The 14,729-nt window shown below is 67.5% G+C and carries 13 protein-coding genes; 8 read left to right on the top strand and 5 right to left on the bottom strand.

Annotated features, from left to right (window positions below):
- Nucleotides 1–104: 104 nt before the first annotated feature.
- Nucleotides 105–2,396: an FUSC family membrane protein gene (locus FFS49_RS12915; RefSeq protein ID WP_105815702.1), complete on the top strand. Its 2,292-nt coding sequence runs from the start codon at nucleotides 105–107 to the stop codon at nucleotides 2,394–2,396.
- A 290-nt stretch (nucleotides 2,397–2,686) separates the two neighbouring features.
- Nucleotides 2,687–4,054: an amino acid permease gene (locus tag FFS49_RS12910; RefSeq protein ID WP_039352275.1), complete on the top strand. Its 1,368-nt coding sequence runs from the start codon at nucleotides 2,687–2,689 to the stop codon at nucleotides 4,052–4,054.
- 147 nt (nucleotides 4,055–4,201) lie between these two features.
- Here FFS49_RS12910 and FFS49_RS12905 read toward each other — a convergent pair whose 3' ends face one another.
- Entirely contained in the window at nucleotides 4,202–4,363 is a 162-nt protein-coding gene (locus FFS49_RS12905) for a hypothetical protein (RefSeq protein ID WP_006476417.1), read from the bottom strand.
- Nucleotides 4,364–4,606: 243 nt separating this feature from the next.
- Here FFS49_RS12905 and FFS49_RS12895 point away from each other — a divergent pair, with 243 nt between their 5' ends.
- From FFS49_RS12895 to FFS49_RS12885, 3 genes are read left to right on the top strand one after another with little or no spacing between them, the layout of a single operon-like run.
- Nucleotides 4,607–5,650, top strand: coding sequence for a Fe(3+) ABC transporter substrate-binding protein (locus FFS49_RS12895; protein ID WP_105815700.1), 1,044 nt, complete (start codon nucleotides 4,607–4,609; stop codon nucleotides 5,648–5,650).
- Between the two features lie 31 nt (nucleotides 5,651–5,681).
- Nucleotides 5,682–7,316 carry an iron ABC transporter permease gene (locus FFS49_RS12890; protein WP_226285435.1) on the top strand — a complete coding sequence of 545 codons (1,635 nt, stop codon included), beginning with the start codon at nucleotides 5,682–5,684 and terminating at the stop codon, nucleotides 7,314–7,316.
- Between the two features lie 4 nt (nucleotides 7,317–7,320).
- A complete protein-coding gene (locus tag FFS49_RS12885; RefSeq protein WP_039357677.1) occupies nucleotides 7,321–8,094 on the top strand; it encodes an ABC transporter ATP-binding protein in 774 nt (257 codons plus the stop codon).
- A 69-nt stretch (nucleotides 8,095–8,163) separates the two neighbouring features.
- On the opposite strand, the gene FFS49_RS12880 is transcribed toward FFS49_RS12885, so the two are convergent.
- The 4 genes from FFS49_RS12880 to FFS49_RS12865 all read right to left on the bottom strand — a co-directional run bounded on the left by FFS49_RS12880 (nucleotide 8,164) and on the right by FFS49_RS12865 (nucleotide 10,633).
- Entirely contained in the window at nucleotides 8,164–8,634 is a 471-nt protein-coding gene (locus FFS49_RS12880; RefSeq protein ID WP_011351482.1) for an Lrp/AsnC family transcriptional regulator, read from the bottom strand.
- Between the two features lie 253 nt (nucleotides 8,635–8,887).
- Nucleotides 8,888–9,529: an NAD(P)H-binding protein gene (locus tag FFS49_RS12875; protein WP_071334197.1), complete on the bottom strand. Its 642-nt coding sequence runs from the start codon at nucleotides 9,527–9,529 to the stop codon at nucleotides 8,888–8,890.
- 129 nt (nucleotides 9,530–9,658) lie between these two features.
- Complete coding sequence (locus FFS49_RS12870) at nucleotides 9,659–10,114, bottom strand: Rrf2 family transcriptional regulator (protein WP_039357672.1); 456 nt, start codon at nucleotides 10,112–10,114, stop codon at nucleotides 9,659–9,661.
- A 90-nt stretch (nucleotides 10,115–10,204) separates the two neighbouring features.
- Nucleotides 10,205–10,633, bottom strand: coding sequence for a hypothetical protein (locus FFS49_RS12865; protein WP_039357669.1), 429 nt, complete (start codon nucleotides 10,631–10,633; stop codon nucleotides 10,205–10,207).
- Between the two features lie 192 nt (nucleotides 10,634–10,825).
- Here FFS49_RS12865 and FFS49_RS12860 point away from each other — a divergent pair, with 192 nt between their 5' ends.
- From FFS49_RS12860 to FFS49_RS12850, 3 genes are all read left to right on the top strand, one after another.
- The gene (locus tag FFS49_RS12860; protein ID WP_039357666.1) at nucleotides 10,826–11,161 is read left to right on the top strand and encodes a hypothetical protein; all 336 of its coding nucleotides are present in this window, start codon (nucleotides 10,826–10,828) and stop codon (nucleotides 11,159–11,161) included.
- A gap of 233 nt (nucleotides 11,162–11,394) precedes the next feature.
- Nucleotides 11,395–12,588 carry an ammonium transporter gene (locus tag FFS49_RS12855; protein WP_105815698.1) on the top strand — a complete coding sequence of 398 codons (1,194 nt, stop codon included), beginning with the start codon at nucleotides 11,395–11,397 and terminating at the stop codon, nucleotides 12,586–12,588.
- Between the two features lie 159 nt (nucleotides 12,589–12,747).
- The gene (locus FFS49_RS12850; RefSeq protein ID WP_071334194.1) at nucleotides 12,748–14,712 is read left to right on the top strand and encodes an alkaline phosphatase PhoX; all 1,965 of its coding nucleotides are present in this window, start codon (nucleotides 12,748–12,750) and stop codon (nucleotides 14,710–14,712) included.
- Nucleotides 14,713–14,729 lie beyond the last annotated feature (17 nt).

Raw genomic sequence — 14,729 nt, 5'->3', positions numbered from 1 at the left:
GACCTCGTCCGGATAGCCAGGTTTTACGGATCGCGAAATACGATAGACTCGTCGCCAGTCAAGACGCCGCCCCCGGGCGTCTTCGTCTGCCATTCAGCCCATCGATGCGCTATTCGGTCGAAATCAGAAAGTTTTTCTACAGCCAGTACTTTTTCGGCGGCCTGCGGATCGCGGTCGGCGTTTCGCTGCCGGCCGTGCTGTGCCTGATCGTGTTTCACAACCGGGAGCTCGGCTTCACGATCTCGACGGGCGCGCTCGGCGCCTGCGTTGTCGACATGCCGGGCCCGCTCAAGTACAAGCACAACGAAATGCTCGCGTGCAGCGTGATCGGTTTTCTGGCCGCGCTCGCCACCGGCCTCGCGACGCCGAACATCTTCGTGCTGTGGCTCACCATCGTGCCGCTCACCTTCGTGCTGTCGCTGATCGTCGTCTACGGCAACCGCTGGCCGCAAATCAGCTTCGCGACGCTGTTCATGATGGTGATGACGCTCGAGGAGAAGTTTACGCCGCTGCAGGCGTTCATCAACGCCGGCTGGATCCTCGCGGGCGGCCTCTGGTACACGTACTGGGCCACGCTCGTGTCGCAATGGCAGGCGCGCCGGATCGAGCAGCAGGCGCTCGCCGAGAGCCTGTTCGCGTGCGCCGACTACCTGCTCGCGCGCGCGCAGTTCTACGATCTCGATGCCGATCTCGACGAGTGCTACCGCAATCTCGTCGCCAAGCAGATCACGGCGGTCGAAACGCAGGAAACCGCGCGCGACATCGTGCTGCGCAACCTGCCGAAGCTGCGGCGCGGCAAGCTCGACCCCGGCCGCACGACGATGTACAACCTGTTCATCAACAGCGTCGACCTGCACGAGCTGTTCGTCGGCGCCCACACCGACTACCCGCTGGTGCGCAATACGTTCGGCGGCTCCGATCTGATCATTTTCTACCGCGACCTGATCCGCAAGGCGGCCGCCGATCTCGAGGAGATCGGCCTCGCGGTGCTCGAGAACCGCGCACCGCATTCACGGATCAGCGTGAAGGCCGAGCTGCGCGCGATCGAGTACGAGATCGAGCTGATGCGCAAGAAGAACTTCCCGGCCACCAACGCGGAAGCATACGCGGCCGTGCTGGCCACGTTCCGGCGCATCTGGAGCGCGACGCGCCTGATCGAGCGGATGCGCCGCAACCTGTCGGGCCACGCCGATCCGCAGCAAACCGAACTGAAGATCGACAAGGCGCTCACGCGCTTCCTGCAGCGCCGCCGGATGTCGCCGCTCCTGATCTTCTCGAACCTGAACATGCGCTCGCCGAGCTTCCGCCACGCGCTGCGCGTGACGATCGCGGTGGCGGTCGGGTTCTGGCTCGGCCGGCTGCTGCCGCTCACGAACGCGTACTGGATCGTGATGACCACCATCATCATCCTGAAGCCCGGCTACTCGCTCACCAAGCAGCGCAACGCGGCGCGTATCGTCGGTACGCTGATCGGCTGCGCGGCGAGCGTCGCGCTGATCTACACGGTCAAGGATACGCACCTGCTGATCGCGATCATGTTCGGGTCGATGGTGATGAGCTACAGCCTGCTGCTGTTCAACTACGCGGCGAGCGTCGTGTTCACGTCGTCGTACGTGCTGCTGATGTTCCACCTGCTCGCGCCGGGCAGCATGCGGATCATCGGCGAGCGCGCGATCGACACGGTGGTCGGCTGCATGATCGCGATCGCCGCGAGCCGGCTGTTCCCGTACTGGGAATACCGGCTGATGGGCAAGCAGGTCGCCGACATGCTCACCGCCACCCGCAAGTATTTCGAGGCGGTGTGGCGCGCCGGGCGCGGCCTGTCGCCGCCGCCGGTGCCGGCCGCCGACGGCGCGGCCGTCGTGCCGGTCGTCGCCGCGGCCATCGAAACCCCGGCCACGACCCTCGACGACGACTACCGCTACCGCCTCGCGCGCAAGGACGTACACATCGCGTTCGCGAATCTCGGGCAGGCGTTCCAGCGGATGATGATCGAGCCGAAGGCGCACCAGCGCTTCGTGCCCGAACTGAACGACCTGCTCGTGCAGACGCACGTGCTCGGCGCGCAGATCACGGCCGCTGCGCCGCTGATCCGCGCGGCCTGCGCGGCCGACGGCAGCATCCTCCACGACGACGCGCTGCATCGCGGCCTCGCCGCCGTGCTCGACAATCTCGAGAAGGCCGAAGCAGGCGAGCCGCCGCCCGCCGACCAGCTCGACGCGTCGAGGCAGATCACGCGCGACCTTGACGCGATGGTCGTGTCCGCGGAGAAATCCGATGCGGTGGGTGCCGAGCTCACGCACGACCTGAAGGTGCTCGCGCACCAGTGCAAGCAGATGCTGGCTTCGTCGCTGTTGATCCGCAAGGATGCGAGCGTGATCCGCCTGCCCGCCTGAGCGCGGCTCTACCCCGCCGGTGGCCGGCCCGCGCGTGCCGCGGATCGGCCCCGGCGCTCCCCGATTCAACGATCCCCGAAGCATGACCTGCCCGTTCCATGCGGCCTGCGCCCTCGAAGCGCGACCGCCCAGCCCCCTGTTGCGCCCGTCGCGCCAGTCAGGGAATACCCGATTCCGGTCACCCGGCCCGGCTTGTTATCATTCGTTCACATTTAAGTTGTATAGACAACTTGAGTCAACCGGATCGGCCCCGCTCGCCCGGTCCGTCGCATAACGATATCGGAGACACGATGAAAAACTTGCAGCGCCACCTGAGCGCGCGGCACATACGCTTCCTCGCGCTGGGGTCGGCGATCGGCACGGGCCTGTTCTACGGTTCGGCGTCCGCGATCCAGCTCGCGGGCCCGGCCGTGATCCTGGCGTACATCCTGGGCGGCGCGGCCGTCTACATGGTGATGCGCGCGCTCGGCGAGATGGCCGTGCGCGACCCCGTCGCAGGCTCGTTCGGCCACTACGCGACCGAGAACCTCGGCCCGTTCGCCGGATTCGTCACCGGCTGGACCTACACGCTCGAAATGGTGATCGTCGCGATCGCCGACATCACCGCGTTCGGCATCTACATGGGTTTCTGGTTTCCGGATGTCCCGCAATGGATCTGGGTGCTCGGCGTGGTCGCGATCATCTGCGGGCTGAACCTGTGCCACGTGAAGGTGTTCGGCGAGCTCGAGTTCTGGCTGTCGATCATCAAGGTCGGCGCGATCATTGCGATGATCGGCGGCGGCGTCGCGATCCTGCTGACCGGCATGCACTTCGGCCACTCGGCCGACGTGCCGACGTTCGCGAACCTGTGGAACCATGGCGGCTTCCTGCCGAACGGCGTCGGCGGGCTGATCGCATCGCTGTCGGTCGTGATCTTCGCGTACGGCGGGATCGAGGTGATCGGCATGAGCGCCGGCGAGGCGAAGGATCCGGAGCGCGTGATTCCGCGCGCGATCAATGCGGTGCCCGCGCGCATCCTGCTGTTCTACGTGCTGACGATGGTCGTGCTGATGTCGATCAGCCCGTGGACGGGTGTCGGCAACGACGGCAGCCCGTTCGTGCAGATCTTCTCGGCGCTCGGCGTGAAGTCGGCGGCGACGATCCTCAACCTGGTCGTGATCAGCGCGGCGATCTCCGCGATCAACAGCGACATCTTCGGCGCGGGCCGGATGATGTTCGGGATGGCGCGCCAGGGCCAGGCGCCGGCCGTGCTGATGACGACGTCGCGGCACGGTGTGCCGTGGGTCACGGTGCTCGTGATGGCGGTCGCGCTGCTCGTCGGCGTGCTGCTCAACTACCTGATGCCGAAGGACGTGTTCCTGATGGTCGCGGCGATCGCGACGTTCGCCACCGTATGGGTGTGGCTGATGATCCTGCTGTCGCAGGTCGCGATGCGCCGCCGGCTGTCGAGCGCCGAAGTCGCGGCGCTGAAGTTCAAGGTGCCGTTGTGGCCGGTCGCGCCGGCACTGACGATCGCGTTCATGGGCTTCGTGATCGTGATGCTCGGCTGGTTCGAGGACACGCGCGTCGCGCTGTATGTCGGCGCGGCCTGGCTCGCGCTGCTCGCGGCCGTGTTCTACGCACGGATCCGCCCGAAGTTCGCGCCTGCGTCACGTTGACGCACGACTGACTGCATACGCGGCGCGCCGGTTCCGGCGCCCGCTTCTCTCCCGGCTCAGCGCGGCATCCAGCGCGCCAACCGCCGGGAATTCATCCCCTTCGCATGCCCCCTGCGTGCGCGGCCCGCCGGGCCGCGCATCGGCACGTCAGTGCGACGCCGCGCTCGCGGCCTCGGCCGGATGGGCCTCGTCGTACGCGTGCTTCTGCGAAATCGCGTTGTACAGGATCGTCCCGATCACGAGCAGCACGGCCACGACGATCAGGATGCTCACGTTGCGGACAGGGTTCTTCTTGCGCTGATCGTTCATGGTCGGGGCGACTCCGTCAAATTCATCGAAGCGGGCATTCTACGCGCTTGCGCGCCCGCTGCGACGCGCCGTTGCCGGTCCCCATCCTTCGTCGCCTCCCGCCTGTTGCAAGCTTTCATTTGATAATCATTCCCATTTCGATCTAGAATCTCGATTCTTTCATTTTGTAATGTTCCGGGTCGCTCGGGCGGCAGGCGCGCCCCGGAACGCTCCCATCGTCCACCTGCCCCTTCCGGAGTCTTCATGTCGAATCCGCGCACCCGCCTGCTGCCGCTTGCCGGCGCCCTCGCCCTTGCCGCCGCCGCATTCGCGCCGCTGGCCCACGCGGCCGAGGAAGTGAGCCTGTACACCACCCGCGAACCGAAGCTGATCCAGCCACTCATCGACGCATTCACGAAGCAGAGCGGCGTCAAGGTCAACACGGTGTTCGTGAAGGACGGCCTGCTCGAGCGCGTGAAGGCGGAAGGCGCGCAGTCGCCGGCCGACGTGCTGATGACGGTCGACGTCGGCAACCTGCTCGATCTCGTCGACGGCGGGCTCACGCAGCCGGTGCGCTCGAAGGCGCTCGACGACGCGATTCCCGCGAACCTGCGGGGCGCGAACGGCGACTGGTACGCGCTGTCGCTGCGCGACCGCGTGCTGTACGTCGAGAAGGACCTGAAGGTCGATGCGTTCCGCTACGAGGATCTCGCCGATCCGAAATGGAAGGGCAAGGTCTGCATCCGCTCGGGCCAGCACCCGTACAACACGGCGCTCGTCGCGGCGATGATCGCGCACGATGGCGAAGCGGCGACCGAGAAGTGGCTGCGCGGCGTGAAGGCGAACCTCGCGCGCAAGGCGACGGGCGGCGACCGCGACGTCGCGCGCGACATCCTCGGCGGCATCTGCGACGTCGGCCTCGCGAACGCGTACTACGTCGGTCACATGAAGAACGCGGAGGCCGGCAGCGACGCGCGCAAATGGGGCGACGCGATCAAGGTCGTGCGGCCGACGTTCGCGAACGCGAAGAGCGGCGGCACGCACGTGAACATCAGCGGCGCGACGGTCGCGAAGCACGCGCCGCACAAGGCCAACGCGGTGAAACTGCTCGAATACCTCGTGTCGCCGGAAGCGCAGGCGCTGTATGCACAGGCGAACTACGAATATCCGGTGCGCGCGAACGTGAAGCTCGACCCGGTGATCGCCAGCTTCGGCATGCTGAAGATCGACCCGCTGCCGCTGGCGGACATCGCGAAGCATCGCAAGCAGGCGAGCCAGCTGGTCGACAAGGTCGGTTTTGACAACTGACGCGACCCTCGCCGGCGCGCGCCGGCCGCGCGTGCTGCCGCGCGCGGGCAGTCTGTGGCTGCTCGCGGCGCTGGCGATCGCCGCGGCGGTCGCGGCGCCGCTCGCGGTGCTCGTGGCCGCCGCGTTCGACGCCGATCTCGCGCACTGGCGCCATCTCGCCGAATTCGTGCTGCCGCAGGCGCTCGTCAATACGCTGATGCTGCTCGCGGGCGTCGGCGCGATCGTGTCGATCGTCGGCACGGGCTGCGCGTGGCTCGTCACCGCGTACGACTTTCCCGGCCGCCGGATGCTGACGTGGGCGCTGCTGCTGCCGCTCGCGGTCCCCACCTATATCGTCGCGTTCGCCTATCTCGACCTGCTGCACCCGATCGGCCCCGTGCAGGGCGCGGTCCGCTGGCTGCTCGGCTTCGACAGCCCGCGCCAGTTCCGCCTGCCCGACCTGCGCTCGCTGCCCGGCGCGATCTTCGTGCTCGGCTTCGTGCTGTATCCGTATGTTTACCTGAGCACGCGCGCGATGTTCGTCACGCAGTCCGCGAGCCTGCTCGAAGCCGCGCGCACGCTCGGCGCGGGACGCGTCGCCACGTTCTGGCGCGTCGTCGTGCCGCTCGCGAGGCCCGCGATCGCGGTGGGCATGAGCCTCGCGCTGCTCGAAACGCTGAACGATATCGGCGCGTCGGAATTCCTCGGCGTGCAAACGCTGACCGTATCCGTCTACACGACGTGGATCACGCGCTCCGATCTCGCCGGCGCCGCGCAGATCGCACTCGCGATGCTCGCGATCGTCGTCGGCATGATCGTGCTCGAACGCTACGGGCGGCGGCGCCAGCGCTACGCGCATGGCCGGCGCATGCGGCCGATCGCGCCGCGCCGACTGACGGGCACGGCCGCATTCGGCGCCGCCGTGCTCGGCTGGCTGCCCGTGCTGCTCGGCTTCGGCGCACCGGCCGCGTACCTCGCGGTCGAGACGGCCAAGCGGCTGCATCTGGTCGGCGGCGTATCCGCACAACTGATGACGGGGCTCGCGAACACGCTGACGATCGCCACCGCCGCCACCCTCGCGACGCTCGCGTGCGGACTCGTCGTCGCATGGGCCGCGCGCGCGCAACGCGACAGCGCTCGCGCGGGGCCGGCCCGCGTGTGCGCGAGAATCGCGAGCCTCGGCTATGCGGTGCCCGGCACCGTGCTCGCGATCGGCCTGCTGATCCCGTTCGCGGCGGCCGACCGGCTGTTCGGCGCGGCGCTCGGCCGCGACGGGCTGCTGCTGATGGGTTCGACCGCCGCGCTCGTGATCGCCTATACGGTGCGCTTTCTCGCGATCCCGGCCGGCAGCATCGAGGCCGGCCTCGCGCGCATTCCGCCGTCGCTGGAACAGGCGGCCCGCTCGCTCGGCGAAACGGCCGGCGGCACGCTGCGCCGCGTGCACCTGCCGCTGCTGCGGCCCGCGCTCACGACGAGCGCGCTGCTGGTGTTCGTCGACGCGATGAAGGAATTGCCGGCGACGCTGTTGCTGCGCCCGCTGAACTTCGACACGCTCGCGACCTGGCTTTATGCGGAAGCCGCGCGCGGCACCTACGAGGAAGGCGCGGTCGCCGCGCTCGCGATCGTGCTGGCCGGGCTCGTGCCCGTGATCCTGCTCGCCCGCACCCGCCACAAGATCGGAGCCTGACACCGTGAACCTGCTCGAACTCGATGACCTCTGCCTCGCCTACGACACGCCGCACGGCCGCCGCACCGTGGTCGACGGGCTGAGCCTCGCGCTGCCGCGCGGCGACATCGGCTGCCTGCTCGGCGCATCCGGCTGCGGCAAGACCACCGTGCTGCGCGCGATCGCCGGCTTCGAGCCGGTGCGGATGGGGCGCATCGTGCTGGACGGCGTGCCCGTCGCGGCGCCGTCGCTCGACGTGCCGCCCGAGCGGCGGCGCATCGGCATGATGTTCCAGGACTACGCGCTGTTCCCGCACCTGAGCGCGGCGGACAACGTCGCGTTCGGCCTGCGGCGCATGCCGAAGGCGGAACGGCGCCTGCGTGTCGCGGAAATGCTCGAACTCGTCGGCCTCGCCGATTCCGGCGGCGCGTATCCGCACGAGTTGTCGGGCGGCCAGCAGCAGCGCGTCGCACTCGCGCGTGCGCTCGCGCCGTCGCCGGAGCTACTGCTGCTCGACGAGCCGTTCTCGAATCTCGACGTCGATACCCGCGAGCGGCTAGCGTTCGAGCTGCGCGACATCCTGAAACGCACGGGCCACACCGCGATCCTCGTCACGCACAACCAAGCCGAAGCGTTCGCGATCGCCGACCGGATCGGCGTGATGAAGGACGGCCAGCTCGCGCAATGGGATACGCCGTACGCGCTGCATCACCATCCGGCCAGCCCGTTCGTCGCGGATTTCGTGCGCCGCGACGCGCTGGCCGACGAACGCGCACGCGCACTGGCGCGCGGCCGCTGAACTCGCGGGCGCGATGCGCGCGCCCGCGTCGTTTCATCGCCGCGTCTCGTTGCTGCGTTTCATCGCGCGTCAGGCCGGCTCGGCAAGATCGCGCACGGGCAGCGCGGTCGAATACTTGATCTGCTCCATCGCGAACGACGAACTGACGTCGAACAGCGGCACCGCACGAATCAACTGTTTGTAGACGCGGTCGTAATCGTCGATGCCGGCCACCACGACGCGCAGCAGGTAGTCGGTCTCGCCGCTCATCCGGTAGACCTCGACCACTTCCGGCATGTCGCGCACGGCCTGCGTGAAACGCTGCGCCCATTCCTCCGTGTGCTGGTTGGTGCGGATCGCGACGAACACGGTCGTGCCGACCCCGAGCTTGCGCGGATCGCACAGCGCAACCTGCGCGCGAATCGCGCCGGTTTCCTTGAGCCGCTGCACACGCTTCCAGCACGGCGTCTGCGACAGGTTCACGCGCTGCGCCAGTTCCGCGATCGGCAGCGTGGCATCCGCCTGCAACAGCTCCAGCAGCTTGCGATCGATGGCGTCCATTTCTCCAGTCCCTCGTAGATAGAAATTTATTCTATTCATCCTGCACAACGGGGAACAATATGGAAACGGCTTTGCCGCGTCGACCGGTATAAATACCGATCCGGTACGCGCGCGGAGCGAGCGAATCCTCCGCCTCGCCGCGTGCGCCAAATGAAACAGGCGATCCCGCCCTTGAAGGTGGAATCGCCTGGCGTTACTGCACGGTGCGGCCAGCCGGGCGCTCACGCGCCACTGGCCAGCGTCAGCGCACCGCTCAATACGCGACCGTCGCGATCTCGCGCACGAAGCTGTCTTGCTCGAGCGCGTCGACGAACGCGATCGCGTAGTCTTCCGCCGAGATCTTGCTGTTGCCTTGTGCGTCCACGATCAGCTTGCCGACGCCCGTGCGGAACGTACCCGTGCGCTCGCCCGGGGCGATCAGCGCGGCCGGCGCGAAAAACGTCCAGTCGAGATCGCCAACCGTCTTCAGGTAGTCGAACGCGTCGCGATGCGCGAGCGCGACCGCCTTGTATGCTTCCGGGAAACCTTCGCTGTCGACGAGCTGCTTGCCCGGCGCAACTTCGAGCGAACCGGCGCCGCCCACCACGACGAGCCGCTTCAGCCCCGCCTGGCGCGTGCCGGCGACCAGCGCCTTCGCAGCTGCGACGACCTTCGCCGCATCATCCTGCTTCGGACCGTACGCACTCGCGACGACATCATGGCCCGGCAGTGCGGCCGCAATGCTGGCCGCGTCGAACAGGTCGGCCGCCTTCGCGGTAATGCCGTCGGCGGCTGCACCCGGATTGCGCGACAGTGCCGTCACGCGATGGCCGCGTCGTGCAGCTTCCGCGGCGATGCGCGAGCCGATCGTGCCGGTGGCGCCGAACAGCGCGATATTCAAGGTACGTTGCGTCATATCGATTCTCCAGTAAGAAAAATATGTAACGTAGTTAATTACATATAAGACCGAAAAAAACGGGGCAAAGCCCCCGTCACGCCGGTCGCCGCGCCTCTCGCGCCGTCCGGCTTCCTGCCCTGCCGCCTTTCACCCGCCGGCGCGTGCCGCCTGCTGCGTGCGCTGCTCCAGATCCAGCACGTCGGCCGTGACGTCGGCCAGCGTGCGCGTAGCCAGCGATGCTTCCATCGCCCGCTGTGCGTCGCCGATGTAGCCGATCAGCGCGCCCTGGATGTGCCGCCCGACGAGACACGCGGGATTCGGCGCCTCACGGTGCAGCGCGAACAGTTGCGCATCGTCGACCGCCCGATACACGTCGAGCAGCGTGATTGCGCCAGGCTCACGCGCCAGCAGCGCACCGCCGCCCGCGCCCAGTTGCGACGTGGTCAACCCTGCGGCCGCCAGCATCGACAGCAAACGACGGATCAGCGCCGGATTCGTGTTCACGCTGCCCGCGATGATGTCGGACGACAGCGGCACGCCTTCCTGCATCGACAGCAAGGCAAGCACGTGGACGGCAAACGCGAACCGGCTGCTGGTATTCATTCCTGACTCACTTGACGACGCCGGCCCATCCCGCAGCCGGCGACATATGTAACCATCATAATTACATTTAACGGATCTTGCAAGCCCGTGTCACTCTCCGCTCGCGGGCTTGGCGCCCGGCGCGTTCTGCTGGCTCCACTGCTGGAGCTTCTTGCCGGCTTCGGCGATCTTCGCGCCGGCTTCGGAAGCCGCATGCGCGACGACCGCGGAGGCGGCCGCGTCGATCTGTGCCTGCGCGGCGGATGCAAGACCGCTCGCGGACAGCGGCGGCACGGCCGACGCCGCGGACGCGATGCCGGCCTTCGCGGCGTTGAGCTGCTGGTTGACGGTGCTCGCCACCTGGTCGATCGCCTTGGCCGCATTGTTCGCGGCATCGGCGGCCGCGCTCGCGGCCGTATCGGGTTGCGTGGCCGGCGCACCGGACTTCTCGCAGCCCGCGAGCAACAGCAGCGCACCGGCGGCCACGGCCGCCAGCACGGACCCGGGCACGCGACGCGCCCGCGAAGTCTTCATGTTCATCAGCAATCTCCGGCCGCGCGCCGCGCGGCCTCGTGGTTGGACCGATGTCGATGATACCGCCTGCGGCACCGGGCCAATCGCGCGCCGTGATTAAAAATGGCTTTCAATTTCGGACTCGTCTGATTTAATCGCACGCGCGAGAACATTAAAGTGGGCACGCTTCAATCCGTTTTGGACGTGCCCCTTTTTCTCATGGATTTCCTCGTCGACTGGTTCATCGCCCTGGCCGCCGTGCTCGCCGCCACCCTGTTCCTGTGCCTGCGCCCGCCGTCGGCGCGCCGCCTGGCCGAATCCGGGCGCCCGCGCCGCGTCGCGTGCGCGCGCCTGCTCACGCAGGCCGTGATCGGCTTCTGGACGGCCGCGCTGATCGTCGCGGAAGGCATCCTCGGCTCCACCGCCGACGGCCAGTCGCTGGCGGGCTTCGCGGCACTCGCGTTTGCCGCGCTCGGGCTGACCACTGTCGCCGCCTACTGGTCGGCGTGCGCGCTACGGCTGCGCCGGCCGCCGCTGCTGTTCCCGCGCCACTGACGCGCCGCAACGGTGCGCGGCAATGCCCCACCGCGCACCAGTTCTGCACGCGTCGCACCACACGCGTGCACCCGGCATCCCGTCACGTCCGCACCGGCCGCGCCCCCTTCCCGTGCACGATTCACCGGATTGCCGCACCACACCGTGTCGAAGCACCAACTCCACGCAGTCGTTCACCAAGTTGGCTCGATACTTGCGTTCCTTGCCCGTTTTTTGCGCAAGGAAGCCACGGCATGGTTGGTCTGAAATCCGGCGTCGACACACTGTTCCTGTTGATCGGCGCCGTCATGGTGCTCGCGATGCACGCGGGCTTTGCATTTCTCGAACTCGGCACGGTCCGCAAGAAGAACCAGGTCAACGCGCTCGTGAAGATCCTGGTCGACTTCTCGGTGTCGACGCTCGCGTATTTCTTCATCGGCTACACGATCGCGTACGGTGTCGAGTTCTTCGACGACATCGGCACGCTGTCGCAGCACAGCGGCTACGCGCTCGTGCGCTTCTTCTTCCTGCTGACCTTCGCGGCGGCGATTCCCGCGATCGTGTCCGGCGGCATCGCCGAGCGTGCGAAATTCAATCCGCAGCTCGTCGCGACGCTGATCATCGTCGGCTTCATCTATCCGTTCTTCGAAGGGATCGCCTGGAACGAGCGCTTCGGCGTGCAGGCCTGGCTCACGCACGCGTTCGGTGCGCCGTTCCATGATTTCGCGGGCTCCGTCGTCGTGCACGCGTTCGGCGGCTGGGTCGCGCTGCCCGCCGTGCTGCTGCTCGGCGCGCGCCATGGCCGCTATGCGAAGGACGGCCGGATCGCCGCGCACCCGCCGTCGAACATCCCGTTCCTCGCGCTCGGCGCGTGGGTGCTCGCGGTCGGCTGGTTCGGCTTCAACGTGATGAGCGCGCAGACGCTCGACAAGATCAGCGGCCTCGTCGCCGTGAACTCGCTGATGGCGATGGTCGGCGGCACGCTCGTCGCGTGGATGGCCGGCCGCAACGACCCGGGCTTCACGTACAACGGGCCGCTCGCGGGCCTCGTCGCCGTGTGCGCCGGCTCCGACGTGATGCACCCGATCGGCGCGCTCGTCACGGGCGCCGCGGCCGGCGCGCTGTTCGTCGCGATGTTCACCTGCGTGCAGAACAAGTGGCGCATCGACGACGTGCTCGGCGTGTGGCCGCTGCACGGCATGTGCGGCGCGCTCGGCGGCCTCGCGGCCGGCGTGTTCGGCCTGCCCGCGCTCGGCGGGCTCGGCGGCGTGTCGTTCCTGTCGCAGCTCGTCGGCACGCTCGGCGGCATCGCGATCGCGACCGCGGGCAGCACGCTCGTCTACGGCGCGCTGAAAGCGACCGTCGGGCTGCGCCTCGACCGCGAAGCCGAGTTCGACGGCGCGGACCTGTCGATCCACCGCATCTCGGCAACGCCCGAACGCGATTGAGCACCTGACGAACGCCCGACGCATCATTACGTTTTCAATTCAAAAAACTTTCATCGAGCATCCTTACACTTCCGTCCAGTTTTCAATAAGCCTTCGCAAAGCTTGCCGACCGCCTGCTCCGCGAAGGCCATTCTTCCAACAACCGAAACTGGACTCCACATGCCCGCGTTGCCCAACACTTCCCGTCGTCAGGCCCTGAAGATCCTCGCCGGCGCGCCGATGCTTCCGCTTTCCGGCCTCGCGCTGCCGGCCCTGCTGACGGGTTGCGGCGGCGACGACAATCCGGCGTCGACGCCGGCCCCGGTCGCCGCCGCGTACACGTCGGCGACGTTCTCGGCGATGGCCGCCCCCACGCTCGACAACGCGGCCGCGATGGCCACGACGACGGTCGGCTCGACGCTGTCGGTGTCGTTCTCGGACGGCTCGGCACGCAACTTCAAGCTGGCGTACCGGCCGTTCTTCGTGACCGGCGACCTGGTGCCGGACGGCAAGGGCGGCACGACGCTCGCGGGCGGCTACTACGACATCAACAACCAGCCGATCATCGATCGCTCGGTGGCCGGCAAGGAGCGCCAGTTCTATTCCGACTGCCCGGACGGCAGCTCGCTGCTGACGCTGAAGAACGCGAACGTGCCCGGCGTGAAGGGCAACACGGTGTTCGCCGTCGTGCAGTTCGAATACACGACGCGCGACCAGGCCAGCGCATCGCAGTACGGCCAGTTGCCGTCGCCGATCGCGGTGCTGACGCTCGACCAGGATCCGGCCAACGGCGCGCTGAAGGTCGTCAAGTACCACAACGTCGACACGTCGAAGGCGCACGGGCTGTGGATCACGTGCGGCGCGAGCCTGTCGCCGTGGGGCACGCACCTGTCGAGCGAGGAATACGAGCCGGACGCGACGAAGGCCGCGACCGACGCGCAGTTCAAGGCGTTCAGCAAGAACACGTTCGGCGACGAGACGAAGGCGAACCCCTACCACTACGGCCACCTGCCCGAGATCACCGTGAATCCGGACGGCACGGGCACCGTGAAGAAGCACTACTGCCTCGGCCGCATCTCGCACGAGCTGATCCAGGTGATGCCGGACCAGCGCACCGTGATGATGGGTGACGACGCCACCAACGGCGGCCTGTTCATGTTCGTCGCCGACAAGGCGGCCGACCTGTCCGCCGGCACGCTGTACGTCGCGAAGTGGACGCAGACGTCGTCCGCCGGCGCAGGCGCCGCGACGCTCACGTGGATCAGGATCGGCCACGCAACCAGCGGCGAGATCGAAGCGCTCGCGAACACGCTGAAGGCGTCGGACATCATGGACCTCGCGACCACCGACCCGAACGATGCGAGCTACACGAAGATCCACTTCGGCGGCAAGTTCAACTGGATGCGCGTGAAGCCGGGGATGGAAAAGGCAGCCGCGTTCCTGGAGACGCACCGCTACGCGGCGCTGCTCGGCGGCAGCATGGGCTTCACGAAGCTCGAAGGCACGACCGTGAACGCGAAGGACAAGATCGTCTACACGGCGATGTCGCGGATCGAGACGTCGATGGTCAAGGGCAACGCGGTATCGCGCGACGTCGCGGTCGACAAGAAGATCGCCGCGGGCGCCGTCTATGCGCTGAACCTGAAGGGCAGCCAGCGCGACACGACGGGCGGCACGATCGACAGCGAGTGGGTGCCGGTCGACATGAGCGCGCCGGCCGCGCTCGTCGGCGAGGATCTCGCCGCGGCCGACGGGCTCGGCAACCTTGCGAACCCGGACAAGATCGCGAACCCGGACAACCTGAAGTTCTCCGAAAAGCTGCGCACGCTGTTCATCGGCGAAGACTCGGGCATGCACGTGAACAACTTCCTGTGGGCGTACAACGTCGACACGAAGGCGCTGGTACGCGTGCTGTCGTGCCCGGCCGGCGCCGAATCGACGGGCCTGCACGCGGTCGACGAGATCAACGGCTGGACCTACATCATGAGCAACTTCCAGCACGCGGGCGACTGGGAATCGCCGCTGCACGACAAGGTCAAGCCGACGCTCGACCCGCTCGTGCGCGCAAACTTCAAGGACCGCTTCGGCGCCAGCGTCGGTTACCTGACGGCCGAGCAGACCAGCATCAAGCTCGCGAAGGCCTGACCCGGTCACGCGAGGCG

Source organism: Burkholderia sp. 4NA327C6 (assembly GCF_005502655.1).
GTDB classification, from domain to species: Bacteria; Pseudomonadota; Gammaproteobacteria; order Burkholderiales; family Burkholderiaceae; genus Burkholderia; species Burkholderia contaminans.
This window is presented reverse-complemented; position numbering and strand designations above follow the sequence as displayed.

What these genes read in the sequence shown, in the direction of transcription:
- FFS49_RS12875 (WP_071334197.1), bottom strand. Translation starts at nt 9,529, where the DNA reads ATGACGCAACGTACCTTGAATATCGCGCTGTTCGGCGCCACCGGCACG.
- FFS49_RS12905 (WP_006476417.1), bottom strand. Translation starts at nt 4,363, where the DNA reads ATGAACGATCAGCGCAAGAAGAACCCTGTCCGCAACGTGAGCATCCTG.
- FFS49_RS12910 (WP_039352275.1), top strand. Translation starts at nt 2,687, where the DNA reads ATGAAAAACTTGCAGCGCCACCTGAGCGCGCGGCACATACGCTTCCTC.
- FFS49_RS12855 (WP_105815698.1), top strand. Translation starts at nt 11,395, where the DNA reads ATGGTTGGTCTGAAATCCGGCGTCGACACACTGTTCCTGTTGATCGGC.
- FFS49_RS12915 (WP_105815702.1), top strand. Translation starts at nt 105, where the DNA reads ATGCGCTATTCGGTCGAAATCAGAAAGTTTTTCTACAGCCAGTACTTT.
- FFS49_RS12870 (WP_039357672.1), bottom strand. Translation starts at nt 10,114, where the DNA reads ATGAATACCAGCAGCCGGTTCGCGTTTGCCGTCCACGTGCTTGCCTTG.
- FFS49_RS12895 (WP_105815700.1), top strand. Translation starts at nt 4,607, where the DNA reads ATGTCGAATCCGCGCACCCGCCTGCTGCCGCTTGCCGGCGCCCTCGCC.
- FFS49_RS12880 (WP_011351482.1), bottom strand. Translation starts at nt 8,634, where the DNA reads ATGGACGCCATCGATCGCAAGCTGCTGGAGCTGTTGCAGGCGGATGCC.
- FFS49_RS12850 (WP_071334194.1), top strand. Translation starts at nt 12,748, where the DNA reads ATGCCCGCGTTGCCCAACACTTCCCGTCGTCAGGCCCTGAAGATCCTC.
- FFS49_RS12865 (WP_039357669.1), bottom strand. Translation starts at nt 10,633, where the DNA reads ATGAACATGAAGACTTCGCGGGCGCGTCGCGTGCCCGGGTCCGTGCTG.
- FFS49_RS12860 (WP_039357666.1), top strand. Translation starts at nt 10,826, where the DNA reads ATGGATTTCCTCGTCGACTGGTTCATCGCCCTGGCCGCCGTGCTCGCC.